Source organism: Devosia nitrariae (assembly GCF_030160115.1).
GTDB classification, from domain to species: Bacteria; Pseudomonadota; Alphaproteobacteria; order Rhizobiales; family Devosiaceae; genus Devosia; species Devosia nitrariae.
Genome location: NZ_BSNS01000007.1, coordinates 439,880 through 464,674, shown reverse-complemented (window position 1 = coordinate 464,674; position 24,795 = coordinate 439,880). Strand labels below are relative to the sequence as shown.

Sequence of the window (24,795 nt, the reverse complement as noted above, 5' to 3'; positions counted from 1 at the left end):
CGTCCGGTATGCGTAGAGGTGAGCAAGAATGCCCAAAGCCAGCGCAGTTAGCGTCCTGATCGTCGACGACCAGCAGTCGATGCGAGGCATCTGCAAGTACATCCTGACCCAGTTGGGCTTCAAGGAGATCATCGAGGCCAAGAGCGGTCGGGACGCGCTCGGCAAGCTCGAAAAGGCCAATGTCGACCTCATCATTTCCGATTGGAACATGGAGGACATCGACGGGCTGACGCTCTTGAAGGTCATCCGCAAGCATCCGCGTACCCAGGCGATGCCGTTCATCATGGCCACCGGCCGCTCCGACAAGGAGCAGGTCAAGGAAGCCATATCCCATGGCGTCAACAACTACATCATCAAGCCGTTCGATGCCTCGACGATGAAGAAGCGCATCGAGGCCGTGATCGGCGCGTTATCGTAGACCTCTGCCGATCAAGGCAAGGCCGGGCCGCCTGCGGGCGGCCCTTTTCGTTTGTCGCGCCCGGCAGAGGCGAAGCGGGCGCGTAAGGAGAAATTAACAACGCGGCCCGTAAGCTCGCGCCTCCATTTGATCGACTTTTAAGGGGAAGGGTCGACGCGCGGGCTGCAGAAGCGGCCCCTTTCCATAGTCCGCCGTCAGGCAGGGCGCGCGGCTCTTCAGCAAGGAAGCTGGGGGCTTTTACATGAAATTTCTGCCCAGTCTCAAAATAGCGCAGAAGCTGCCACTGGCCCTGGTGGGCTCGGCGCTGCTGGTCAGCGCGGGCGTCGGTATTGCGAGCTATCTCATCGGTTCGTCGATCGTCGTCGACCTGTCGCGTCGCCAGATCGAGACGATCGCCACCCACCGCGCCGATGTCATCGAGAGCTATTTCGGCGACCTTGCTGCCCGCCTCACGGACCTGGCCCGTTCGGAGACGACCCAGGCGGCCGTGCGCGACATGGCGCTCTCCTGGGGGCAGTTCGAGGGTGACCCGAAGACCTCGCTGCGCACCGCCTATATCGACGAGAATCCGAACACGGGCTGGGCCCGGATGGACCTCAACGAGCCGACATCGGCCAAGCGCTCCTACTTTGATTTCACCCACCAACGGGTGCACCCGGAACTGCGCCAGCAGCTGCAGACGGCGGGTCTCACCGACCTCTACATCTTCGATCTTACGGGCAACCTCGTCTATTCGGTCGGCAAGCAGGACGATCTCGGCGGCAATTTCGCCGACGGCGGGGACCAGGCGGGCACGGCGCTCGGCACGGTCTACCGCGCGGCGATGGCGATGACCGAGCGCGGCGAGCTGGCGTTTGCCGACTTTTCCGCCTACGCGCCCTGGGGCAATGCGCCGGCGAGCTTCATGGCAACTCCGGTCTTCAACAATCGCAACAAGCCGGCCGGCATCCTGGCGGCGTCGGTCTCGACGGCAGCGCTCAATGGCCTGCTCGCCACCACTGACGGGCTCGGGGAAACAGGCGAGTCCTTCATCGTCGGCGCCGATTTCCTGTTGCGCTCCGATTCCATGTTTTCGGATGGGGCCGACGAGCTGACGACTTTGTTCCGCAACCCCACGGTCGAGACAGCCCTTGCTGGGGCAGAGGGTTTCGGGACGACCTCGGATTATCGCGGCATGGAGATGATCGTCACGGCCGAACCGATCTCGTTCAAGGGCACCACCTGGGCGGTGGTCACGGCCATCGGCGCCGACGAGGCCTATGCGCCGGTGACCGACATGCGCAACATGATGCTGATCGTGGGTGGCGGCCTTCTGGCGCTCGCCGCGCTCGGCGGGTTCATCTTCGCGCGCTCGATCAGCCGGCCGATCTCGCGCCTGACCGGCACCATGCAGGCCCTGGCTGAAGGCGATCTCAATATCGAGGTTGAGGGTGCGCGCCGTTCCGATGAGATCGGCGCCATGGCGCGCACGGTCGAAGTGTTCCGCGAGAACGCGCTCAAGGTCAACCAGATGACCGAGGCCGAGGCGGCCCAGATCATCGCACGGCAGGCAGAGCGCACCGACATGATGCAGGCGCTGCAGCTCGCCTTCGGGCTGGTGGTCGACGCGGCTATCGCAGGGGATTTCTCGCAGCGTGTCGAAGCGACATTCGCCGACGAGGAACTCAATGCCCTTGCCCGCTCGGTCAATGACCTGGTCGAGACCGTCGATCGCGGCATCGGCGAGACGGGCGAGGTCCTGGCGGCGCTGGCGGACACGAACCTGACCGTGCGTATGGAAGGCGACTATGAGGGCGCGTTCGCGCGCCTCAAGCAAGACACCAACGCGGTTGCCGACAAGCTCGCCGACATCGTTGGGCAGCTGAAGGCGACCTCAGGGGCGCTGAAGGTTGCGACCGGCGAGATCCTGTCGGGCGCCAACGATCTCTCCGAGCGTACCACGAGGCAGGCCGCGACCATCGAGGAAACCTCGGCGGCGATGGAGCAGCTTGCCTCGACCGTGATGGAAAATGCCGGGCAGGCGCGCGTCGCCAGCGATGCGGCGGAGGGCGTAACGCGCACGGCCGAGGAAGGCGGGCAGGTGATGCAAGCGGCAACGCAAGCCATGGAGCGGATCACTACTTCCTCGGCAAAGATCTCCAACATCATCGGCATGATCGACGACATCGCCTTCCAGACAAACCTGTTGGCCCTCAACGCCTCGGTCGAGGCGGCGCGGGCCGGCGAGGCCGGCAAGGGCTTCGCGGTGGTTGCCGTCGAGGTCCGGCGCCTGGCGCAGTCGGCGGCTGAGGCTTCTTCCGAGGTCAAGGTGCTGATCGAGCAGTCGGCAGACGAGGTCAGGGGCGGCTCGCGGCTTGTTGCCGATGCGGCCTCCAAGCTCGAAGCGATGCTTTCGGTCGCGCGCGAAGCCAATACGCTGATGGGTGGCATCGCGCGGCAAAGTCACGAGCAGGCCTCGGCAATCGAGGAGGTCAACTCCGCGGTGCGGCAGATGGACGAGATGACCCAGCACAACGCCGCGCTCGTCGAGCAAACCAATGCGGCTATCGAGCAGACCGAGGAGCAGGCCAGCGAGCTCGACCGCATCGTCGACATCTTTGCCATCGACGGACGCAGAAAGGCAAAGGCGCCTGCGATGCGTGAAGCCCGCAAGGCCGGCGCCTACCGTGCCGACGGCAATGCGGCGCTCGCAGAGGAATGGTCGGAGTTCTAAGCCAGCTCTTTCTTTGGACGGCACCTGCATGAGGCGGCGCCGTCAATAACACTCGCTTAAGTTCAAGTTGCTAGGTTTGTTGTTGATCTGGGGCAGGAGCCCCTTGCAACGGCGCTGAAATAAGCCCTGGGGGATACTCAATTGGCAAAGCTCGCGCGATTCTTCGGAAACATCCGCATGACCACGGCCATCGCAGCCCTGGTCCTGATCTCGATCATCGCATCGATCGCGGCGGTTTCGACGACGCTCTACATCAATCTCCATGCCAGCTCGGTGGAATCGAGCCGCAACCAGCAGGCGATCAACGTCCAGGTGGCGTCTACCATCCTCGAGCGACGCATCTCGGGCTCGGTGCTGAGCTGGACCGAGGAGGGCGAGATCGGCGCCTTCCAGAGCTGGGCCATCCCGCCCTTCTACGACAATGAGACCATCGACTCGGTCGCGCGCGTCACCAAGCAGCACGCCTCGATCTACGTGCTCGATGCCGCCACCGGCGAATTCGTCACCAAGACCACCAATCTCGAAACCCCGACCGGTGAGCGGGCCATCGATACCGTCATCGCACCGGGCAGCGCTCTCTACGACACGCTGATGGCCGGCGAGCGCTATGTGGGCGAAGCCGAGATCAACGGCGAGATGTTCTTCGTGGGCTTGCAGCCCATCGTCAAGATGTCCGGCGAGATCATGGGTGCGATCTTTGTCGGCGAGCACAAGGCCGATGCCGAGGCGGTGGCGACCCAGACGCTGGGGTTGATTCTCATCGCCGGCGCTGTGGTGACAGTAGTGCTCGGCGCTCTCGGCTTCCTCGCCTCGCGCCTCATCACCCGTCCGATCCCGCGCATCGCGGCTTCCATGGCGCAGATCGCCGAGGGCGATTATGCAACGCAAGTGCCCTATACCGCGCTTGGCAATGAGGTCGGCTCGATGGCTCGGGCCGTGGAGGTCTTCCGCGAGAACGGCCAGAAAGTAGCCGAGATGACCGAGGCGGAGGCCGCCCGGATCGTCAAGGACCAGGAAGACCGCCAGCGCATGATGAGCGAACTACAGAACGCCTTCGGCCAGGTGGTCGACGCGGCGGTCGCCGGCGATTTCTCGCAGCGCGTGACCGTCGAGTTCCCCGATGCCGAGCTCAACAGCCTTGCGCATTCGGTCAACAACCTGGTCGAGACCGTCGACCGCGGCGTCACCGAAACCGGCACGGTGCTCTCTGCACTCGCCGACACGGACCTCACCAAGCGCATGCACGGCGACTACCAGGGCGCGTTTGCGCGCCTCAAGGCCGACACCAATGCGGTGGCCGAGAAGCTCTCCGAGATCGTCGGGCAGTTGCGCACGACCTCACGGGCACTCAAGACCGCGACGGGCGAGATCCTTTCGGGCGCCAACGACCTTTCCGAGCGCACCACCAAGCAGGCGGCGACGATCGAAGAGACCTCGGCGGCCATGGAGCAACTTGCCACCACGGTGATGCAGAACGCCGAACGCGCCAACGGCGCCAGCGTCAACGCCACGCAGGTGACGCGCACTGCCGAGGAAGGCGGGCAGGTGATGCACGAGGCGACCGAGGCCATGGAGCGGATCACCGCTTCATCGGCCAAGATCTCCAACATCATCGGCATGATCGACGATATCGCCTTCCAGACAAACCTCCTGGCGCTCAACGCCTCGGTCGAGGCGGCGCGGGCGGGCGACGCCGGCAAGGGCTTTGCGGTCGTTGCTGTCGAGGTGCGGCGTCTGGCCCAGTCGGCGGCTTCCGCCTCTTCCGATGTCAAGGCGCTCATCGAGCAGTCGGCCGGCGAGGTCAAGGGCGGCAGCAAGCTAGTGGCGGACGCGGCCGCCAAGCTCGAGGCGATGCTGGACGCGGCGCGCGCCAACAGTGAGCTCCTCTCCGAGATCGCCACCGAAAGCCGCGAGCAGGCGTCCTCCATCGAGGAAGTCAACACGGCCGTCAGGCAGATGGACGAGATGACCCAGCACAACGCAGCGCTCGTCGAAGAGACCAACGCTGCCATCGAGCAGACCGAGGCGCAGGCGAGCGAGCTCGACAAGATCGTCGATATCTTTGCCGTAGATGAAGAGCAGGTGCCGGTCCGGCACGCGCCCGGCCCGGTGCAGGTGGCTGCGCGAGCGGTTAGCGAAGGCGCGCGCGGGCTGCAGCAGAAGCTCAAGGGCGCGGCTGCCGCCTATCTCACCCAGGGCAACGCTGCCATCGACAAGGAATGGTCCGAGTTCTAGAGCGGACAGAGCGATGAATCGGTGAGGGGGAAGGGACCGCGGTCCCTTCCCCCTTACTGCTTTCATAGTGAATAGCGAATAGCGAAATAGCGAATGGATTTTCGCAGGCACTGTTCTCTCTGCCCTATTCGCTATTCGCTTCTTTTTGGAGCTTGGCGTCGACGGTTCATGAAGCCTTAAGGGGAATCGCTTAAATTAAGTTCTGGACGCAGAAGTAATGGACTCGGTGCCATCCATTCGTGGCGTACACCGAAATCGAGGCCCCTTCCGCGCCGTCCGTTCCAGACGCTTGCGGTACTGTCGATGCCAGCGCGGGCGACTTCTCGCGCCGGTAGCTGTTGCCTCGAAATCGGCGCGGGAGTGGTGGCGGCATTTGGAGCTGACAGGTGAATATCCGTAATCGAATATATTCCATCGTTGTGCTGATGGGCCTGGTGGCCGTTCTTATCGGCGGCATGGCGGCCTATGTAGCCTTTGAATACCACAGCAAGGTCGAGCGCCTCGAGCAGGTGGCCGAGCGGGTGCATCTGGGTGAGCGTCTCAACCGGTTCGTGACCGCGGTGGTCATGGACGCGCGTGGTATCTATGCTTCGCGGACTGTCGAGCAGGCGACCCCTTTCGCCGAAGGCCTGGTGCGCTTCCTCGATGAGATCGACGGCGTGCTCGAGGAGTGGCGGCCGCTGGTTGATGCCGACCAGCAGGCGGCGTTCGATGCCGTCGTCTCCCGCACCGCGGAGTTCCGCGCCTTCCGCGCCGAGACGGCGCGGCTTGGGCGGGAGGTTTCGCCGGCCGAGGCCAACACCCAAGGCAACAATGACGCCAACCGCGCCAACCGGCGCGCTTATCAGGGCGAGATCGACGCGGTCGTCGTGGACGACCAGGAGAAACTGGCCGAACTCAAAGCGGAGATGGAAGCCTTCCAGATGCGCATGCTGATGATCATCGGCGCAACGATCGTCGTCGGGCTCGGGGCGGGCGTTGCTGTTGCCGGTCATATCGCGGGCGCAAAGCTCAGCCGGCCGATCCTGGCGTTGACCGAGAGCATGCAAAAGCTCGCCGGCGGCGATCTCGACACCGAGGTGCCGCTTGCGGGACGCAAGGACGAGATCGGCGCGATGGCCGATGCGCTGCAGGTCTTCAAGGACAACGGGCTGCGCATGCGCGAGATGACCGGTGAGGAACAGTCGCGGGCCCGGCTGACGGCGGAGCGCGCACGCACCATGGAGACCTTCCAGCAGGAGTTCGACGCGCTGGTTGCCGCCTCGATCGAAGGCGACTTCTCGGGGCGGATCGAGAGCCGGTTCGAGGACGCGGACATCGCGCGGATCGCCGCCAACTTCAACTCGCTGCTCGAAAGCGTCGACGGGGGGCTGGCGGAAGCGGGCAATGTGCTCTCGGCACTGGCCCGCACGGACCTGACGCAACGCATGACCGGCAACCATCGCGGCGCGTTCCTGAGACTCAAGGACGATATGAACCGCGTCGCCGACACGCTGACCGATGTGGTGGGGAAGCTCCGCGCCACGTCGCGAGCCGTCAAGGCTGCTACGGGCGAGATCCTGGCGGGCGCCAACGACCTCTCGCAGCGTACCACGCGGCAGGCCGCGACCATCGAGGAGACCTCGGCGGCCATGGAGCAGCTGGCGGCGACCGTGCTCGGCAATGCCGAGCGAGCCGGTGAAGCCAACCGCAATGCCGCTTCGGTCACCCGCACCGCTGAGGATGGCGGGGTGGTGATGGGCCGGGCGAACGAGGCCATGGAGCGGATCACCGCTTCGTCGGCCAAGATCTCCAACATTATCGGCATGATCGACGACATCGCCTTCCAGACCAACCTTCTGGCGCTCAATGCCTCGGTCGAGGCGGCGCGCGCGGGCGAAGCCGGGAAGGGCTTTGCGGTCGTCGCCGTCGAGGTCCGGCGCCTGGCGCAGTCGGCGGCCGAGGCCTCCTCGGAGGTCAAGGTCTTGATCGAGCAGTCGGCCAATGAAGTGGGCTCCGGATCGCGGCTCGTGGCGGAAGCGGCCGGCAAACTCGCCGCCATGCTCGAGGCGGCTCGCGCCAACAACGCGCTGATCGACGGCATCGCCAATGAGAGCCGCGAGCAGGCGACCGCCATCGAGGAGATCACGGTGGCCGTCCGGCAGATGGATGAGATGACCCAGCACAACGCCGCGCTCGTCGAGGAGACCAACGCTGCCATCGAGCAGACCGAGGCGCAGGCCAACGAACTCGACCGCATCGTCGATGTCTTTACCCTCTCCGAAACCGGTGAAGCGCATGAGCGGGCTGCGATGCGGGTGATCCCAGGGGGTCGGCAGCGCCCGGCGCGAGGCCATGCCGTCGCGGGAAACACCGCGATCTCGTCGGACTGGAGCGAGCTCTAGGCTTCAAACCAGCCGCAACGGTCTTGCCGCCCGCCCGGTTGCCGGGACGGGCGGCTCGTGCTTTTAAGATACCAATCGACCGGGAGATCGCTGATGGCGCGGATCGGACTCGTCGCTCACGACGACAAGAAGCAGCAGATGGCCGAATGGGCGTCGGTCAACCGCGCCGCGCTTGCCCGCCATGTGCTCTATGGCACGGGCACCACCGGCGGGCGGGTGAGGCAGGAGACCGGCCTCGAGGTGACGCTCTTAAAGAGCGGACCGCTGGGCGGGGACCAGCAGCTCGGCGCTATGATCGCCGAGGGGCTCCTCGATGCGCTGATTTTCTTCATCGACCCGCTGACGGCGCTGCCGCACGATGTCGACGTCAAGGCGCTGACCCGGCTTGCAACGCTCTACAACACGTTATTCGCCTGCAATCCGGCAACCGCCGACGCGGTGCTGAAGGCGCTCTGAGCGCTTGGCCTTCCGTTCCGGCTGCCGGCGCTCATGTGCGAAGCGGCTGGGAACGACGAGGCCGCAAGCGTATTGTGCCCAGAGCGTTTCGCGTTCCGATTGGAGCGGAACCGCAAAAGTGGTGACCACTTGCTGAAAACGCGGTAGGCGCGCCGGTGGCGCGGTGCAGTCCTAAAAGCGGTTGAGAACCCCGCATCGGCTGGGCTTGTGGCGATTTTGTCCGGATGGTCAAGGTTGACCGCGTGAGGCTCTTGTGAGCAGATGCCACAAAATCGCCACCGGAAACTATCCAGGGCGCAGCGCATCAGGAAACACCAGGACGGGACCTTATTGTCGCAAGACGCAGTTATCGACGTCATCAACGTCTCCAAACATTTCGGCGGGCTGGCCGCGGTCAACAACTGCTCACTGTCGGTCCGGCGCGGATCGGTCACTGGGCTTATCGGGCCGAACGGCGCCGGCAAGTCGACGCTCTTCAACATGGTCGCCGGCAACATCGTGCCGGACGAAGGCCAGGTCATCTTCGACGGCCAGGACGTCACGGGGCTTGCTCCGCACCAGCTCTTCCGGCTGGGCATGCTGCGCACTTTCCAGATCGCGCATGAATTCTCAAACATGACGGCACTCGAGAACCTGATGATGGTGCCGGGCGATCAGCCCGGCGAGTCCCTGGCCAATGTCTGGTTTCGCCCGTTCCTTGCCCGTTCGCGCGAGACGGCGGTGAGGAAGAAGGCCCTCGACGTCATCGATTTTTTAAAGCTCGGACATGTACGAAACGAGCTGGCCGGCAATCTTTCGGGTGGGCAGAAGAAGCTCCTCGAGCTCGGCCGCACCATGATGGTCGATGCCAAGGTGGTGCTGCTCGACGAGGTGGCGGCGGGTGTCAACAAGACCCTGCTCAACGATCTTGCCGCAAATATCGAGCGTATGAACCGAGAGCTCGGCTATACCTTCTTCGTCATCGAGCACGACATGGACCTCATCGCCCGGCTCTGCGACCCGGTGATCGTGATGGCCGAGGGCCGCAAGATCGCCGAAGGCTCGATGGAAGAGGTCCGCGCCAATCCCGAGATCGTCGAGGCCTATTTCGGCGCGCCGGTGGAGGCCGCCTGATGCGCGCATTCCCCGATCCGGATACCGGCTTCCACATTTCGAGGGAGCGCTGAAGTCATGGCTCTCATCGAACTGAAACACGTCGTCGGCGGTTATGGCGGCGCGCCGATCCTCAATGGCGTCGACATCGCCATCGAGCAGTCGGACATCGGCGTCATCGTCGGCCCGAACGGTGCGGGCAAGTCGACGACGCTCAAGGCCATCTTCGGGCTCCTCAAGGTCATGGGCGGCACCATCACCTTTGCCGGCGAAGAGATAACCAATTCGCTGCCCGACAGGTTGGTGCCCAAGGGGCTCTCGTTCGTTCCGCAGGAAAAGAACGTCTTTACCTCGATGACCGTCGAGGAGAACCTCGAGATGGGGGCGTTCACCCGCACCGACGACTTTTCCGATACCATGGGCTGGGTCTACCAGATGTTCCCGATCCTTAGGGAAAAGCGCCGGCAGCCGGCCGGTGAACTTTCCGGGGGGCAACGGCAGATGGTGGCCATGGGCCGGGCGCTGATGAGCAAGCCGAGGCTCCTGATGCTCGACGAGCCTTCCGCGGGCTTGTCGCCGCGATACGTCATCGAGATCTTCGAAACGATCGTCAAGATCAACGGCGAAGGCGTCGGCATCCTGATGGTCGAGCAGAACGCGCGCCAGGCACTGGCGTTCGCCTCGCGCGGGTTCGTCCTCGCCAACGGGCAGAACCGCTTCACCGGCACGGGCCAGGAACTCATCGCCGACCCCGAAGTCGCCAGATCGTTCCTCGGGGGCTAAAGCATGGACGAACTGATCTTCTTTATAAACCGCGTGTTGATCTCGGGCACGGTGCTGGGGTCGATCTACGCGCTCGGTGCCATCGGTATCACGCTGATCTTTGGGATCCTGCGCTTCGCGCATTTTGCCCATGGCGACATGATGACGATGGGCGCCTTCATCGCCTTTGTGCTGGCGGGCGTGTTGGCGAGCGCGGGGATCGTCACGCCGCTGCCGACCGGCGTCGTCGTTCTGCCCGTTGCCATGGTGCTGGCGGCGATCATTGCGCTCGGTATCGACAAGAGTTTTTACGCACCGCTTCGCCAGCGTGGCGCGCGCCCGGTGACACTCCTCATCGCCTCGATCGGTGTCACGCTGATGATCCAGGGGGTCATTCGCCTGATCTTCGGCTCGGGCACGCGCAGCTTCTTTGCCGACGAGACGAAGGACATCTTCCGCATCGACATGAGCTGGGCAGGCGCGCAGCGGCCGATTTCGGTCACCGAGCCGCAGGTCATCATGTTCGTCGTCACTGCGCTGCTGGTTGTCGCGCTGCACCTCTTCCTTACCCGTTCGCGGCTCGGCAAGGCCATGCGCGCCATGGCGGACAATGCCGATCTCGCCCAGGTCTCCGGTATCAACACTGCCCTCGTCGTGCGCGTCACATGGGTGATCGCGGGGAGCCTCGCCTGCGTTGCCGGCACGATGCTGGCGCTCGACGTGGCGCTGATGCCCGATCTTGCCTTCAATATCGTGCTACCGATCTTCGCGGCCGCGATCGTCGGCGGACTGGGGCATGCCTACGGAGCGATCGTGGGCGGCTTCCTCATCGCCTTTGCCGAAACGCTGGCGGTATTCAACTGGACGGCCGTGCTGCGTCCGCTCAACGCCGTGCTACCCGAAGGCATGGCATTGCCGCCAAACCTGTCGCTGGTGCCGACGGAATACAAACTCACCGTGGCCTTCATTATCCTGGTCATAACCCTGCTGGCGCGACCCACGGGCATCTTCAAGGGAGCTTCAACATGAGCGCCGCTTCCACCGGTACCGGTTGGGACACGTCGCTCAGGCGTGGCCTGCTGCTGTTTGTTGCCATGTTCGTCATGATCGTGATGGTCGGCATGGTGCAGGGAACGGCCTCGATGCTGCTGATCCTGACGCAGGCCACCGCCTATGCCCTCATCGCGCTGGGACTGAACATCCAATGGGGCTATGGCGGCCTGTTCAATTTCGCCATCATGGGCTTCCTGATGGTCGGCGGGGCCTCGACGGTCTTCCTTTCCTATCCGGTCAATACGGCGTTTTGGGACAGCGACGGGCCGATGCTCCTCGGGCGTGCCCTGGTCGCGCTGCTGATCGGCCTCGGGCTTGTGATGCTCGCCCGGCAGAGCCGCCGGATCGGGATTTCCGGCCGCATCAGGACCGCGCTGATCGTACTGGCCTGGTTTGCCGGCTACGTGATCTATCGCAGCCAGATCGATCCGGCTGCCGCCTATATCGAGTCGACCGCCGGCTTCATTGGCGGGCTCGGCCTGCATCCGGTGCTCGGCTGGGCCTTCGGCGGGCTGGTCTCGGCTGTCATCGCCTTCTTCGTCGGTCGCATCAGCCTTGGGCTGCGCACCGACTATCTCGCCATCGCCACCATCGGTATCTCGGAAATCATCCGGGCGCTGATCAAGAACATGGACTGGCTGACGCGCGGCACCATGACGGTCTCGCCAATGCCCTGGCCAACACCGCTGCCGCAGGAACTGCGGGCGCTGGGGTTCACCATTCAGGACAGCTTCATCATTGCGCGGCTCGGGTTCCTGGCGCTGACGGCGTTGATCCTTGTCGGCATGTTCTTCTTCGTGCAGCGCGCCTATGGTGGCCCCTGGGGCCGCATGATGCGGGCGATCCGCGACAATCACATCGCCGCGGCCTCGATGGGCAAGAACGTCACCGGTCGTCAGCTCGAGCTCTTCGTCCTCGGCTCCATCCTGATGGGCATAGGTGGCGCGATCCTCGCCACCTTCACGCAGATCTTCGACCCTTCCGGCTACCAACCCATCAACCACACCTTCATGATCTGGGTCATGGTCATCGTTGGCGGGGCCGGCAACAATTGGGGCGTGGTGCTGGGCGCCTTCCTCATCTACATCGTCTGGGTGATTTCCGACCCCTTGGCGCAGCTTATCTTCGTCAACCTGTCGGTGCTGACCCAAGAGCTGGGTTGGGGCGCCATTCCCGAAATCGATTCGCGCGCGCTGCAGATGCGCGTCTTCGTGCTCGGCGTCGTCATTACCATCGCGTTGCGCTATGCCCCGCGGGGCATTCTGCCGGAGACGGTCAGGCGCGAGGCCTGAGGCGAATAAATGATCTGAAGCAGGCGTTCTTGCATTTGTCCAAAATTGGACTATATCCGAGTTCGGACGATGCAAGGAGGCTCTTATGGCCCGGTCCAATGTCAAGCACCAGGGAATCTCGGACGCGCCGCAGACGGGTTTCGTTGCGGGAGGTCCGGCAATGCTCGATACGACGCGTTTCGCGCCGGCAAACCGCAAGCGGCTGAGCGCTCCGGCGTTGCGCACCTTCCTTGCCATCGCCGGCCTTTGGGGCCTCAACGAGGAGCAGAGGCGGCTGGTGCTGGGCTATCCCTCGCGCTCGACCTACCACAACTGGGCCAGGATCGCACGCGAGCACGGTGCCATAACCCTCGATGTCGACACGCTGACGCGCCTGTCCGCCTTGCTCGGCATCCATCAGGCGCTCGCCCTCCTCTTCGAGCGCGAAGCGGAGGGCGTTGAGTGGCTCAACGATCCGCACGATGCGCCGGTCTTCGGCGGCCAGCCGCCCATGGCGCTGGTGACGAGCGGCACGCTCGACGGGCTGTTGGCGGTGCGGCGCTTCCTCGATGCGGCGCGCGGGGGGCTCTACATGCCGCCCAATGCGCTCGATGCGGATTTCGCGCCGCTTGCTGACAAGGAGATCGTCTGGCGGTGAGAGTGCCCGACACCGAGGCGCCCCAGCCCAGCCACCGGCTGATCCCCTCGCGCTTTCCGCCGGTCGGCCTCTTCGATACGGTCACCCGTGCCGCCGACCTCGAGGCGGTGATGGAGCTTGCCGGCTGGACCAACGACCGGCTGGTCGCCGAGCGCGTTGCGCGCCTGCCGCGGCGGGAATGGGTATTCGGCCGGCCTAATGCCTCCATCGTCATGGCCGCCTTCCTCCACGCACCGCCCGGCGGCACGCGCTTTGCGGGGCCGGACCTTGGCGCGTGGTACGCTTCTGCAAGGCTCGAGACGGCGGTTGCCGAGGTTGGCCATCATCTGCGCCGCGAAGCTGTGGCACGCCGCAGGAGCGAACTCACCCGCCGCTACCGCGCCTACCGGGGCCGGCTCGATGGGCGCTATCGCGACATAACAGGCTTGGCCGGCGAGATGCCCGAGATCTATGCCTCCGACGACTGCACCCGATCACAGGCCTTCGGCGAAAGCTTACGCAAATCGGGCGCCGACGGCATCGTCTATGATAGCCTGCGCCACGCCGGCGGCGTCAATGTCGTCGCCTATCGCCCGACGAAGGTTCTCGACGTGGTGCAGGCCGAACATCTCGAGGTCACGGTGCGCCGCGACGAGCGGCAGATCACCGTGCGCCGGCTTACCGCCGCGCCATGACCCAGAGCCAGCGCGTCGGCCGGCCGTCATAGCCGCCGCCGTCGACCTCCTCGATGTCGAGTTCGGCCCAGGCGGCAGCATCGCGATAGTGGACGAGCAGTTCTTCCCGGCCTGGATAGTTATAGTAACGCCCGAAGCCGTCATGGCCGGGGCCGTTGCCCGCCTTGAAGCTGGCAAGGAAATGTCCCTGCGGCTTGAGGGCGCGGTGGATGCGCCTGAGGTCCTCGGTCAGCTCCTCTGGCGGGGCGTGCAGCAGGCAGGCACTGGCCCACACGCCGTCATAGGCGGCTTCCGCCTCGAGCTCGTCGAAACGCATCACAGCGACCGGCCGACCGATGAGCCTCTCGGCCTCGACCGCCAGTTCCGGCGAAGCATCAGTCGGGGTCACGTCGAACCCTTGCGACAACATCGCCAAGGCATCCTGGCCACCGCCGGTGCCGAGCTCAAGGATGGACGCGCCGGGTGCCATGAGGGCGAGGAAGGTAGCAAGCCGCTCGCCCGGCAAGTTACGCTGGCGGCGGGCATAGGCCGCCGCATTATCGGCATAAAAGCGGAGCGTCGCTTCGTCGGCCACACGTTTCTCCGACAGGGAAAGGCCCGGGAGCGTACCCCCGGGCCGAAAATCCCGTTAGCGACCCGCCTACTCGATCAGACCCTTGTTGACCACTTCGCCGCCTTCGATGACGAAGTAATTGATGGCGCCGGCGACGTCGCCCACGTCATCGAACTCGATGGTGCCCGAGGCGCCCTCGTAGTTGATGTCCGTGCCAGCCGCGATCAGTTCCTTGGCCTTCGCCCATTCACCGGGCAGGATGGTCTCGCCCGGAGCGTTGGCGACCTCACGCAGGGCGGCAGAGACACCTTCACGGTCGGCCGTTCCTGATTTCTCGATGGCCAGGCCCAGCAGGAATACGGCGTCGTAGGACGTGGTCACATAGGTGCCGTTAACATCCTGACCAGCCGATTCGGTGAGGGCGGCCAGCGCATCGAACGCAGGGCCAGCGGCCGGAGCCGCCTGGGTGAGGATCATTCCTTCGAGGGACGCGGGATCGCGGTTGGCGACCAGCGCTTCGCCGGCCATGCCGTCCCCACCCACGAACTGGGTGAAGGAGCCCGCCTCGACCGCCTGGTTGAGGATCGCGCCGCCGCCGGCATTCTCATAGCCATAGATGACGAGCGTGGTGGCGCCCGAGGCTTCGACCTGGCCAATTTCCGGGCGGTAGTCGGCCTTGCCGTCCTCATGGGCGACATTGGCAAGCACAGTGCCGCCGCCGGCTTCGAAAGCATCGACGAAGGCGGTAGCAAGGCCCGAGCCGTAGTCGTTGTTGACATACGTCACGCCGACTTCGTCGATGCCCTGAGCAAGCAGCAGCTCGGCAGCCTTCACGCCCTGGATCGAATCCGGAACCACAACGCGGAAGACGAGGTCGTTGTCGTTGAGTTCGGCAACCGCCGGAGCGGTCGAGGCCGGCGAGATCATCACCACATCGCCCGGAATGGCCGAGCCGTTGGCGCCGGCGATCGTCGCGCCGGAGCAATAGCCGCCGAAGATGGCGACGACCTGCTCGGTGTTGACCAAGCGGTCGGCCGCCGGACCGGCGGCGCCGCCGTCACAGGCGCTGTCGGCCAGCACCGAACTCAGGTTCTGGCCGTCAAGCACGCCGCCCTGCTCGTTGATGTTCGCGATGGCAAGGTTGCCCGCATCCACCATGCCGGGCGCAAAGCCGGCGATCGGACCGGTGACGTCGGCCAGGAAGCCGAGCTTGACTTCCTGCCCAAGTGCCGGCGCGGCGGCGGCCAGGACGGCGGCGGCCACGGCGAATGAAAGGCTGGTCTTGAACTTTTGCATAGATGTCCCTCTATTTGCTTGCCCGCGCCGGGCGGCCTTCCGGGGCTGCCTTCTGATCAGCGCGAACAATGATACCGGGGGCACGCCCCCGTGCCCCGCTGGGGGGCGACTTTGGCACACTTTTCATTTGCGAGTCACGGGACTAATGCGGGCAGGATTATGACGTGGATGTGTTGCTTAACACGGGTGGCGCCCGTCCTTACGGTCCTCTGCGCGACGCTTTCCCCTGTCGCGGCTCAGCAAGGCTTTACTGTGCTCGACGAGGCGCAGGATGCGTTGACGGTCCCCCAGGGCGAGGCAGCGCCCTGCGGCGGTCGGCCGCTGGCGATCGCGCGCATGCAGTGGCCCTCGGCGGCGGTGCTGGCGGAAATCCATGCGAGGTTGCTCGCGAGGCATTTCGATTGCGAGGTGCAGGTGGTGCCGGGCGACATGGCTGGCAGCGGTTCGGCGATGGCGGCGACCGGCCAGCCGGCGGTGGCGCCCGAGCTCTGGATCGCCCGTATAGCCGACGTCTGGAACCAGGCGGTCGAAACGCAAACCGTTCGCGCTGCCGCCAACACCTATGACATGCAGGTGTTCGAGGGGTGGTACATCCCCGGTTACCTTGCCGAGCAACATCCGGATCTGACGGGCACCGCCGCGCTCGCGACAGGCCCGGCGTTCGATGCAACGCAGGGGGGGCGGGCGCGGTTCATCTCCTGTCCGCCGGACTGGGGTTGCGCCATCATAAACAGGAACCTGGTGGCCGCGCTCGGGCTCGAAGACAGGTTCGAGCTCGTCGAACCCGCCAACCGCTTCGAGATGGACCGGCTGATTGCCGAAGCGGTCAGCCGGCGCGAGGCTTTCGTTGCCTATTACTGGGCGCCTAACGCGGTCATCGACCAGTTCGGGTTCAAGAGGCTCGACCTTGGCGCATATGACGCCGAAGCGATGCAGTGCCTCGCCGATGCCGAATGCGCGGCGCCCGCCGTTTCGGACTTTCCCGCCGAGACGGTCGTGGTGGCGCTTGCCGAATGGGTGTTCGACGAGGCGCCGCGGGTCGCTGGCTATTTCCAGCGCGCCAGCCTGCCGCTTGCCGAGATGGACAAGCTTCTGGCCGAAATCGGGACGTCCGGCGCCACGCCTGAGGCGGTGGCCGAACGCTTCGTTGCCGAAAAGGCAGACATATGGTCGGCGTGGGTCGGTGCAGAAAGCCAGGAGGGGCAGGCAAGCGACTAGAGCGCGATGCGATTTGATTGAATCAAATCGCGCTATCGCGCGCTCTAACTCTTTGTTGTCGCGGGATTCGTTGCGAAAAAACCGGTGCCCACTTTTTTCGCATCCCGCTCAAAAAAACCGGGCCTTTAGCGGCCCGGTTCGCGTTTGGTCGCACTGTTGCGTCGTTACGATGCGGCGGCACGGGCCTCTTCGAGCCAGCCGTCGACGAGATCGCGGTTCTCCTCGATCCAGGCCGAGGCCTGAGCCTCGATGTCGTCTTCGCCCGCGTTCATGGCCGCGTTCTGCTCGAAGATGTCGGTGAGCGGAATGGAGACGGCCTCCAGCAGGGCCCCGACAGCGGGGTTCTGCTCAAGGAATTCCGAGTTGACCACCGGCACGATATCGTTGGCCGGGAAGCCCAGCGTGCACGGATCCTCGACGCATCCCTCGACGCCTTCAAGGGTGGCGGCGTCGGCCAGAGACATGTCGGGCAGGTCGACCTCGGGCACCTCGATCCACATCACGTCTTCACCCGGAACCAGGGCATTGACGGTCCAGTTGGGCGTCCAGGTGTAGAAGAGGATGTGCTCGCCGTTCTCATAGGCGGCGACCGCGTCGGCCATCGAGGCCGAATAGCCGGCCTTGATCGGATTGATGTGGTCGCGCAGGTCGTAGGCATCGAGGTGATGCTCGATGTTGACCTCGCAGCCCCAGCCCGGCGGGCAGGCGACGAGATCGGCCTTGCCGTCGCCATTGCGGTCGAAGGCTTCCTTGACCTCGGGGCGCTTGAAGTCCTCGAGAGTCTTGATGTCGAACTCCTCGATGGCGGCTTGGTCGACCAGGTAGCCCTCGAGGGCTCCACCCTCGGCGACGGCACCAACCTTTTCGGCCCCGCTCGAGAAGGTATCCTCATAAGTGTTGTGCAGCGGGAACCAGCCGTTGACCCAGAGGTCCATGTCGCCCTGGGCGACGGCCTGGTAGAACGGCGGGTTGTCGAGCGTCGTCGGCCCTTCGACGGTGTAGCCCAACTCCTCGAGGAGCTGCTTGTAGATTTCGGCATGGAACCAACCGGTGTCCCAGGTGGCGCGGCCCATCTCGACCGTGGTGCCTTCGCCGGGAGCATCCTGGGCAAGGGCGGGGCTGAAGCTGGCGGCGCCGAGAAGCGCGGCGGCGATGGTCGCGGAAATGGTTTTGAGACTGAACATGAAGTCTGCGTCTCCCTTTTTCGTTTTGAGGATCCGCAATTGAGCGGATGGTGGAGGAAGGCTCAGCCTCCCATCTAGAGACGCGGGATTGTCAGCGAAAAACCGGTACCCACTTTTTCGCATCCCGCTTTGTGACGGGCTGTCAGCCCGCCTTCTTGGTTTCGTCCGCCATGGGGCGTAGGCGAAACAAAGAAGCTAGTGTGGCGCGCAGCGACACCGTCTCGACCGCGTTCTGCTCGCCCAGTCCCTGGGTAATGCGGTCGAGGATGATGGCGAGGATGACGATGCCCACGCCCCCGGCCGTCGCGCCGCCGACATCGAGGCGCCCGAGGCCGGTGTTGACGACGAGGCCGAGGCCGCCCGCACCGATCAGGGCGGCGATCACCACCATCGAGAGCGCCAGCATCAGGGTCTGGTTGAGGCCGGCCATGATCGTGCGCAGCGCCAGGGGAAACTGCACCTCGGTCAGCATCTGCCAGGCGGTCGATCCGAACGCCTCGGCGGCCTCGATGAGATCGGCCCTGACGTTGCGGATGCCGAGATTGGTCAGCCGGATGATCGGGGGCAGCGCAAAGATGATGGTGGCGATGATTCCAGGGGCCATGCCGACGCCGAAGAGCATAACGATCGGCACCAGGTAAACGAAGGATGGGATCGTCTGCATGATGTCGAGGATCGGGCGCGTGACCTTCCAGACGACGTCGTTGCGCGCCGCCAGGATCCCGACCGGAATGCCGATGATTGCGCAGAACAGCACAGAGGTGATGATCATGGACAGTGTCGTCATGGTCTCGGACCAGAGATCGATCATGTCGATGAAGATGAAGCCGACGATGGTGAAGAGCGCCATCCAGCGCCCGGCAAACTTGAACGCCAAAAGCGCGAAGACGATCGTGGTGATCGGCATCGGCACGAAGGCGAAGAAGTCGTCCAGCCAGTTGAGGACCAAGGTGATCGGCACCTGCAGTGCCCGGAAGAATGGCCGGAAATTGGGCACGAGCCAGTCGCGGACCAGGAAGTTCACCCAGTCGTCGAAGGGGATGATGTAAAGATCGGAGGGGCTCAAGCCGCGTCTCCTTTCCTGGATGGTTTTTCTGCAGTGTCTGCCGTCTTGGCAGTCTCAGGGATTTCGACACTCTCACCGTTGGGCGTCACCTCGTTCGAGAGCTGGGCGAACACGGCCTGCGGTTCGACGACGCCGACCAGGCGGTTCTCCTCGTCGGTCACGGCGATAGGCAGGCCCGCGCTTGCAGACCCATAAAGGTCGGCCAGGTGCGTATCGGGATCCGTGCTCGGATACTCGGTGATCAGCACCTCGTTCAGCACGGCCTCGTTCGCGCCGCCGTTCTCGCGGCCGGCGGCAGTCAGATCCTGGTAGGTCACGACCCCGGCGATCTCGTCGCCATCGAGTACATAGAGGGCGTTGCGGTTCAAATCCTCCATGTTCTTGATGGCGTCCTCGGCACTGTCGGTCTTGAGCTGGAGAGCGGCCGGCGCGTCGGCGACCGTCTCGGCGGTAAAGACGCGCCCGCGGTCGATGTCGGCAACGAAGGCGGCCACATAGTCGTCGGCCGGCTCGGAAACGATCTCCTGCGCGGTGCCAACCTGCACGAACAGCCCATCCTTCATAATGGCGATGCGGTCGCCCAGGATCAGCGCCTCGTTGAGGTCGTGGGTGATGAAGACGATGGTTTTCTTCAGCGTCTTCTGCAGGGTCAGCAGCTCTTCCTGCATCTCCTTGCGAATGAGCGGGTCGAGAGCGCCGAAGGGCTCGTCCATCAACAGGATCTGCGGCTCGGTCGCAAGGCCCCGTGCCAGGCCCACCCGCTGCTGCATGCCGCCCGACAGGTCGGAGGGACGGCTGTCGGCCCAGGCGGCAAGGCCTACCTGCTCGAGGGCGGCCAGCGCGCGCTCGCGGCGCTCGGCGGGCTTGACGCCCTTGATCTTGAGGCCGAACGCCGCGTTCTCGGCAATGGTGCGGTGCGGAAAGAGCGCGAAGTGCTGGAAGACCATGGAGATCTTGTTGCGGCGGACCTGGCGCAGCCGGTCGGCCGAGCAGCTGGCGACGTCGTCGTCGTCGATGAGGATCGCTCCCGAGCTCGGCTTGATGAGACCGTTGAGCATGCGCACGAGCGTCGACTTGCCGGAGCCGGAAAGCCCCATGACCACGAAGATCTGGCCTTCTTCGACTTCGAAATCGGCATCTTGGACGCCGACGGTGAGGCCCGTCTCGGCAAAGATTTCTTCCTTGGACTCGCCGCGCTCCAGGCGCTCCAGGGCGAGCGACGGATCACCGCCGAAGATCTTGTAGACGTCCTTCACTCTTAACTTGGCTGTCATCGGCCCTCTTTTTGCGGGGTTCTCATGAATATAGTTTTCGGGCAGGTGAATAGTCCTATGGCTTTCAAGCGCGAAAACGACCTTTGCCAAAATCCTCTTCGGAAGTTGGCTCAGGAATTCCAAATGCTACTTGCGTTGACGGGGACAATAGGGATGGGTGGCGACTGATTCAACCATAAAAATGTCGAAATGTGATTCAGGTGCCTGCCTGGGGCGCCATTTCTATGCGTCACGATCCGCGACAATGCCGCCTAAATGCTGGAAAAATACTGATCACTGGCGAGCCAGGGGAGTGCGCCGTTTCGGACTGAGTTCCGTCGGTCGCAAACGAACCTGGGTTAAGGGTGTCGGCAAAACGGCGGCGCCGCTGCCTGGTAACGGCTCGTTTCGAGGCGCGGCAGTGCGCGTCTTTGTGGAACGGCTTTGGTGCAAGCGGCCTCAAGCCTTCTTCCAACGTCGCAGTTGCGTCATAAACGCACCGGTGGATATAAAGGCGCCCATATGCCGGCCGGCGGGAATTGGGAGTAGACGCCTTGGACGTGAAGCGGATCAACGATCACATCAGCGTTTCGGGCCAGATTGCGCCCGAGGATATCGCGGCGCTCAAGGCTCAAGGGTACACCACCATCATCAACAACCGGCCGGACGACGAGGCGCCCGACCAGCCGGCGGCCGCCGAGATCGAGGCCGCGGCGACGGCCGCAGGCCTTGCCTACCATCACATTCCCCTGGGGCGCACGGGCGTCACCGCCGAAATGGTCGAGCAGACCAAAGCCGCGCTCGCGCAAAGCCAGGGCCCTGTCTTTGCGTTCTGCCGCTCGGGCACGCGCTCGACGACGCTCTGGGCCCTATCGCAGGCCGGTGAGATGGAGGCCGGCGACATCATCGGCCAGGCCGCGCGTGCGGGCTATGATCTCAGCCATCTGGCGGGCCATCTCGGCCAGAAATAAATTTGTCGGGACTGTGACGCGGGCCCCAAAAAGCCTCCGCCGGGCGCGGTCGCCCTTTTCGCCTCCCTTTGCTCGGGACTGACCCATGCCGATCAAGAAGATCCTCGTCGCCAACCGCAGCGAAATCGCCATCCGCGTGTTCCGCGCCGCCAACGAACTCGGCCTCAAGACCGTCGCGGTCTTTGCCGAAGAGGACAAGCTGGCCCTGCACCGGTTCAAGGCGGACGAGGCCTATCTCATCGGCAAGGGCAAGGGACCGGTCGAGGCCTACCTGCAGATCGACGAATATATCCGCATCGCCCGGATCTCGGGGGCCGATGCCATCCACCCGGGCTACGGGCTTCTCTCCGAGAGCCCGGAATTCGCCGACGCCTGTGAGGATGCCGGCATCACCTTCATCGGTCCGCGCGCCCAGACCATGCGCGACCTCGGCAACAAGGTTGCCGCGCGCAACATGGCGATCGCGGCGGGCGTGCCGGTGGTGCCGGCGACCGACGCGCTGCCCGACAATCTCGAGGAGGTCGCTCTGATGGCGGCCGAGATCGGCTACCCGCTGATGCTCAAGGCCTCCTGGGGCGGAGGCGGGCGCGGCATGCGCCGCATCATGAATGAGAAGGATTTGAGGAGCGAGGTTTCCGAGGGCAAGCGCGAGGCCAAGGCCGCCTTCGGCAAGGACGAGATGTATCTCGAAAAGCTGGTTGAGCGTGCCCGCCACGTCGAGGTGCAACTGATCGGTGACGATCACGGCAATCTCGTCCACCTGTTCGAGCGCGACTGTTCGGTGCAGCGCCGCAACCAGAAGGTCGTCGAGCGGGCGCCCGCGCCCTATATGTCCGAGGAGGTGCGCAGGAAGCTCACGGAGGCGGCCGTGCGGCTGGGCAAGGCGGCCAACTATCGCGGTGCCGGCACCGTCGAATTCCTGATGGATGCCGACAGCGATGCGTTCTATTTCATCGAGGTCAATCCGCGCATCCAGGTCGAGCATACGGTCACCGAAGAGGTCACCGGTATCGACATCGTCAAGGCTCAGATCCACGTGCTCGACGGGGCGGTGCTCGGCACGCCGGAATCGGGTGTGCCGGCTCAGGAGGACATCCATCTCCACGGCCATGCCGTCCAGTGCCGGGTGACCACCGAGGATCCGGAAGAGAATTTCATTCCCGATTATGGTCGCATCACCGCCTATCGCGGCGCGACAGGGTTTGGCGTCCGCCTCGACGGTGGCACGGCCTATGCCGGCGCCGTCATCACCCGCTATTACGATCCGCTTCTCGAGAAGGTCACCTGCTGGGCGCCGACGCCCGAAGAGGCGATCGCGCGCATGCACCGGGCGCTGCGCGAGTTCCGCATAAGGGGCGTTTCAACCAACCTCGCCTTCCTTGAGAACGTCATCACCCACCCGGACTTCGTCTCGAACCGCTATACGACGCGCTTCATCGACACGACGCCCGCGCTCTTCGATATCAAGAAGCGCAAGGACCGGGCGACGAAGCTCCTGACCTATATCGCCGACGTCACCGTCAACGGCCATCCCGAGGTTCGCGACAGGCCGCGTCCGCCGGCCGATGCGCCCGAGCCGGTGGTGCCCGACTATCCGCCGCTCGCCGTGGTCGACGGCAGCCGGCAGGTGCTCGAACGCGAGGGTCCGGAGGGGCTCGCCCGTTGGATGAAGGCGCAGGATCGGGTGCTCATCACCGATACGACCATGCGCGACGCGCACCAGTCGCTGCTGGCCACCCGTATGCGCTCGTTCGACATCACCCGTATCGCGCGCGCCTATGGAAGCGGCCTGCCCAACCTCTTCTCGCTCGAGTGCTGGGGCGGGGCGACGTTCGATGTCGCCATGCGTTTCCTCAACGAGGATCCGTGGGAGCGCCTCAACCGGATCCGCGAGGGCGCGCCAAATATCCTGACGCAAATGCTGCTGCGCGGCTCGAACGGGGTCGGCTACACCAACTATCCAGACAATGTCGTCAAATTCTTCGTCCGCCAGGCCGCGGCAGGCGGCGTCGACATCTTCCGCGTGTTCGACTGCCTCAACTGGGTCGAGAACATGCGCGTCTCCATGGACGCGGTGGTCGAGGCCGGTAAGGTTTGCGAGGGTGTGCTCTGCTACACCGGTGACATGCTCGATCCCGATCGGGCCAAATACGACCTCAAATACTATGTCGGGCTCGCCAGGGAACTCGAGGCGGCCGGCGCCCATGTGCTCGGCATCAAGGACATGGCGGGGCTGCTGAAGCCCGCGGCGGCAACAAAGCTCATCGAGACGCTGAAGCAGGAGGTGGGCTTGCCGATCCACCTTCATACCCACGATACGTCGGGAGCGTCGGCCGCCACGGTGATGGCGGCGGTCGCGGCCGGGGTCGACGCAGTCGATGCGGCCATGGATGCGCTTTCGGGCACCACAAGCCAGCCGACGCTCGGCTCGATCGTTGCCGCGCTCGCCGATACCGGGCGCGATCCGCAGCTCGACGCCAAGGTGATCCGGCAGATCTCGTTCTACTGGGAAGCCGTCAGGACCCAGTACCGCGCCTTCGAAAGCGACCTCAAGGGCGGCGCCTCGGAGGTTTATCTCCACGAGATGCCCGGCGGCCAGTTCACCAACCTCAAGGAGCAGGCGCGTTCGCTGGGGCTCGAAAGCCGCTGGCACGAAGTGGCGCAGACCTATGCCGACGTCAACCAGATGTTCGGCGATATCGTCAAGGTGACGCCCTCGTCAAAGGTCGTCGGCGACATGGCGCTCGCCATGGTTTCAGCGGGGCTGACCCGCGCCGAGGTCGAGGACCCGAACCGCGACATCGCCTTCCCCGATTCAGTCGTCGGATTCTTTGCCGGCGATCTCGGCCAGCCGCCGGGTGGCTTCCCGCCGGCTTTACAGAAAAAGGTGCTCAAGGGTCGCGAGCCGATGCGTGAGCGCCCCGGCTCCTACCTTAGGGACGTCGACCTCGAGGCCGAGCGGCGGAAGGTTGCCGACGAAACGGGCATGGAGATCGACGATTTCCGCCTCGCCTCCTATCTCATGTATCCCAAGGTCTTCACCGACTTCGCCAGGACCCAGGATCATTATGGACCCACCGAGGTGCTGCCGACCCCGGTCTATTTCTATGGGTTGGCCGAAGGGGATGAACTGCTCGTCGATATCGAGAAGGGCAAGACGCTGGTCCTCCAGTATCTCGGGCGCACGCCCACCAACGAGAAGGGAGAGGTCAAGGTCTTCTTCGACCTCAACGGCCAGCCGCGCACCATTGCGGTGCCGGATCGGCTGAAGGCCGGCGAGGTCGTCGCCCGCGCCAAGGCCGCTCCGGGCGATCCGAGGCAAGTGGGCGCGCCGATGCCCGGCGTCATCTCGACCCTTGCCATCAAGCCGGGCCAGTCGATCGTTGCCGGCGACGTGCTGCTTTCGATCGAAGCCATGAAGATGGAAACGGCGCTGCACGCGGAGGTCGACGGCATCGTCGTTGAGGTGCTGGTCAAGCCCGGCGACCAGATCGACGCCAAGGACCTGCTGGTCAGATTCGAATAGGCAGCAAAAAGC

The 24,795-nt window shown here is 64.4% G+C and carries 19 protein-coding genes; 14 read left to right on the top strand and 5 right to left on the bottom strand.

Annotated features, from left to right (window positions below; all coding sequences use genetic code 11):
• The first annotated feature begins 28 nt into the window (after positions 1-28).
• The 11 genes from QQK18_RS07500 to QQK18_RS07450 all read left to right on the top strand — a co-directional run bounded on the left by QQK18_RS07500 (position 29) and on the right by QQK18_RS07450 (position 13,716).
• Positions 29-418, top strand: coding sequence for a response regulator (locus QQK18_RS07500; RefSeq protein ID WP_284339682.1), 390 nt, complete (start codon positions 29-31; stop codon positions 416-418).
• 241 nt (positions 419-659) lie between these two features.
• Positions 660-3,131 carry a methyl-accepting chemotaxis protein gene (locus QQK18_RS07495; protein ID WP_284339681.1) on the top strand — a complete coding sequence of 824 codons (2,472 nt, stop codon included), beginning with the start codon at positions 660-662 and terminating at the stop codon, positions 3,129-3,131.
• A 177-nt stretch (positions 3,132-3,308) separates the two neighbouring features.
• The gene (locus QQK18_RS07490; RefSeq protein ID WP_284339680.1) at positions 3,309-5,366 is read left to right on the top strand and encodes a methyl-accepting chemotaxis protein; all 2,058 of its coding nucleotides are present in this window, start codon (positions 3,309-3,311) and stop codon (positions 5,364-5,366) included.
• 386 nt (positions 5,367-5,752) lie between these two features.
• Positions 5,753-7,750 (top strand): methyl-accepting chemotaxis protein, encoded by a 1,998-nt coding sequence (locus QQK18_RS07485; RefSeq protein WP_284339678.1) that lies wholly within the window; start codon positions 5,753-5,755, stop codon positions 7,748-7,750.
• 93 nt (positions 7,751-7,843) lie between these two features.
• Positions 7,844-8,206, top strand: coding sequence for a methylglyoxal synthase (locus QQK18_RS07480; RefSeq protein ID WP_284339677.1), 363 nt, complete (start codon positions 7,844-7,846; stop codon positions 8,204-8,206).
• 330 nt (positions 8,207-8,536) lie between these two features.
• Entirely contained in the window at positions 8,537-9,319 is a 783-nt protein-coding gene (locus QQK18_RS07475; protein WP_284339676.1) for an ABC transporter ATP-binding protein, read from the top strand.
• A 57-nt stretch (positions 9,320-9,376) separates the two neighbouring features.
• Positions 9,377-10,081 (top strand): ABC transporter ATP-binding protein, encoded by a 705-nt coding sequence (locus QQK18_RS07470; RefSeq protein ID WP_284339675.1) that lies wholly within the window; start codon positions 9,377-9,379, stop codon positions 10,079-10,081.
• A 3-nt stretch (positions 10,082-10,084) separates the two neighbouring features.
• A complete protein-coding gene (locus tag QQK18_RS07465; protein WP_284339674.1) occupies positions 10,085-11,089 on the top strand; it encodes a branched-chain amino acid ABC transporter permease in 1,005 nt (334 codons plus the stop codon).
• On the top strand, positions 11,086-12,405 hold the full coding sequence (locus QQK18_RS07460; protein WP_284339673.1) for a branched-chain amino acid ABC transporter permease: 1,320 nt from the start codon (positions 11,086-11,088) through the stop codon (positions 12,403-12,405). Before QQK18_RS07465 ends, QQK18_RS07460 begins: the two co-directional genes overlap by 4 nt.
• Positions 12,406-12,565: 160 nt before the next feature.
• Positions 12,566-13,042, top strand: a complete 477-nt coding sequence (locus QQK18_RS07455; RefSeq protein ID WP_284339996.1) for an MbcA/ParS/Xre antitoxin family protein — start codon at positions 12,566-12,568, stop codon at positions 13,040-13,042.
• 2 nt (positions 13,043-13,044) lie between these two features.
• Positions 13,045-13,716, top strand: a complete 672-nt coding sequence (locus QQK18_RS07450; protein WP_379994092.1) for an RES family NAD+ phosphorylase — start codon at positions 13,045-13,047, stop codon at positions 13,714-13,716.
• Here QQK18_RS07450 and QQK18_RS07445 read toward each other — a convergent pair.
• Together QQK18_RS07445 and QQK18_RS07440 are read right to left on the bottom strand one after the other, a co-directional pair.
• Positions 13,700-14,290 carry a class I SAM-dependent methyltransferase gene (locus QQK18_RS07445; RefSeq protein WP_284339670.1) on the bottom strand — a complete coding sequence of 197 codons (591 nt, stop codon included), beginning with the start codon at positions 14,288-14,290 and terminating at the stop codon, positions 13,700-13,702. The genes QQK18_RS07450 and QQK18_RS07445 overlap by 17 nt on opposite strands.
• Before the next feature lie 66 nt (positions 14,291-14,356).
• Entirely contained in the window at positions 14,357-15,565 is a 1,209-nt protein-coding gene (locus QQK18_RS07440) for an ABC transporter substrate-binding protein (protein ID WP_284339668.1), read from the bottom strand.
• Positions 15,566-15,751: 186 nt separating this feature from the next.
• On the opposite strand from QQK18_RS07440, the gene QQK18_RS07435 reads away from it, so the two are divergent.
• Positions 15,752-16,783 carry a glycine betaine ABC transporter substrate-binding protein gene (locus QQK18_RS07435; protein ID WP_284339666.1) on the top strand — a complete coding sequence of 344 codons (1,032 nt, stop codon included), beginning with the start codon at positions 15,752-15,754 and terminating at the stop codon, positions 16,781-16,783.
• Positions 16,784-16,947: 164 nt separating this feature from the next.
• On the opposite strand, the gene proX is transcribed toward QQK18_RS07435, so the two are convergent.
• The 3 genes from proX to QQK18_RS07420 all read right to left on the bottom strand — a co-directional run bounded on the left by proX (position 16,948) and on the right by QQK18_RS07420 (position 20,307).
• Positions 16,948-17,967 (bottom strand): glycine betaine/L-proline ABC transporter substrate-binding protein ProX, encoded by a 1,020-nt coding sequence (gene proX, locus QQK18_RS07430; protein WP_284339665.1) that lies wholly within the window; start codon positions 17,965-17,967, stop codon positions 16,948-16,950.
• A gap of 142 nt (positions 17,968-18,109) precedes the next feature.
• Positions 18,110-19,033, bottom strand: coding sequence for an ABC transporter permease (locus QQK18_RS07425; RefSeq protein ID WP_284339664.1), 924 nt, complete (start codon positions 19,031-19,033; stop codon positions 18,110-18,112).
• Positions 19,030-20,307: a quaternary amine ABC transporter ATP-binding protein gene (locus QQK18_RS07420; protein ID WP_284339663.1), complete on the bottom strand. Its 1,278-nt coding sequence runs from the start codon at positions 20,305-20,307 to the stop codon at positions 19,030-19,032. Before QQK18_RS07420 ends, QQK18_RS07425 begins: the two co-directional genes overlap by 4 nt.
• 539 nt (positions 20,308-20,846) lie before the next feature.
• Here QQK18_RS07420 and QQK18_RS07415 point away from each other — a divergent pair.
• Together QQK18_RS07415 and pyc are read left to right on the top strand one after the other, a co-directional pair.
• Positions 20,847-21,257, top strand: coding sequence for a protein tyrosine phosphatase family protein (locus QQK18_RS07415; RefSeq protein WP_284339995.1), 411 nt, complete (start codon positions 20,847-20,849; stop codon positions 21,255-21,257).
• An 85-nt stretch (positions 21,258-21,342) separates the two neighbouring features.
• On the top strand, positions 21,343-24,783 hold the full coding sequence (gene pyc / locus QQK18_RS07410; RefSeq protein ID WP_284339662.1) for a pyruvate carboxylase: 3,441 nt from the start codon (positions 21,343-21,345) through the stop codon (positions 24,781-24,783).
• The last annotated feature ends 12 nt before the right edge of the window (positions 24,784-24,795 follow it).

Bases quoted from the DNA above. Each gene is read 5' to 3' on its own strand.
- QQK18_RS07500 (WP_284339682.1), top strand. From the start codon at position 29: ATGCCCAAAGCCAGCGCAGTTAGCGTCCTGATCGTCGACGACCAGCAG.
- QQK18_RS07495 (WP_284339681.1), top strand. From the start codon at position 660: ATGAAATTTCTGCCCAGTCTCAAAATAGCGCAGAAGCTGCCACTGGCC.
- QQK18_RS07490 (WP_284339680.1), top strand. From the start codon at position 3,309: ATGACCACGGCCATCGCAGCCCTGGTCCTGATCTCGATCATCGCATCG.
- QQK18_RS07480 (WP_284339677.1), top strand. From the start codon at position 7,844: ATGGCGCGGATCGGACTCGTCGCTCACGACGACAAGAAGCAGCAGATG.
- QQK18_RS07470 (WP_284339675.1), top strand. From the start codon at position 9,377: ATGGCTCTCATCGAACTGAAACACGTCGTCGGCGGTTATGGCGGCGCG.
- QQK18_RS07465 (WP_284339674.1), top strand. From the start codon at position 10,085: ATGGACGAACTGATCTTCTTTATAAACCGCGTGTTGATCTCGGGCACG.
- QQK18_RS07460 (WP_284339673.1), top strand. From the start codon at position 11,086: ATGAGCGCCGCTTCCACCGGTACCGGTTGGGACACGTCGCTCAGGCGT.
- QQK18_RS07455 (WP_284339996.1), top strand. From the start codon at position 12,566: ATGCTCGATACGACGCGTTTCGCGCCGGCAAACCGCAAGCGGCTGAGC.
- QQK18_RS07440 (WP_284339668.1), bottom strand. From the start codon at position 15,565: ATGCAAAAGTTCAAGACCAGCCTTTCATTCGCCGTGGCCGCCGCCGTC.
- proX (WP_284339665.1), bottom strand. From the start codon at position 17,967: ATGTTCAGTCTCAAAACCATTTCCGCGACCATCGCCGCCGCGCTTCTC.
- QQK18_RS07420 (WP_284339663.1), bottom strand. From the start codon at position 20,307: ATGACAGCCAAGTTAAGAGTGAAGGACGTCTACAAGATCTTCGGCGGT.
- pyc (WP_284339662.1), top strand. From the start codon at position 21,343: ATGCCGATCAAGAAGATCCTCGTCGCCAACCGCAGCGAAATCGCCATC.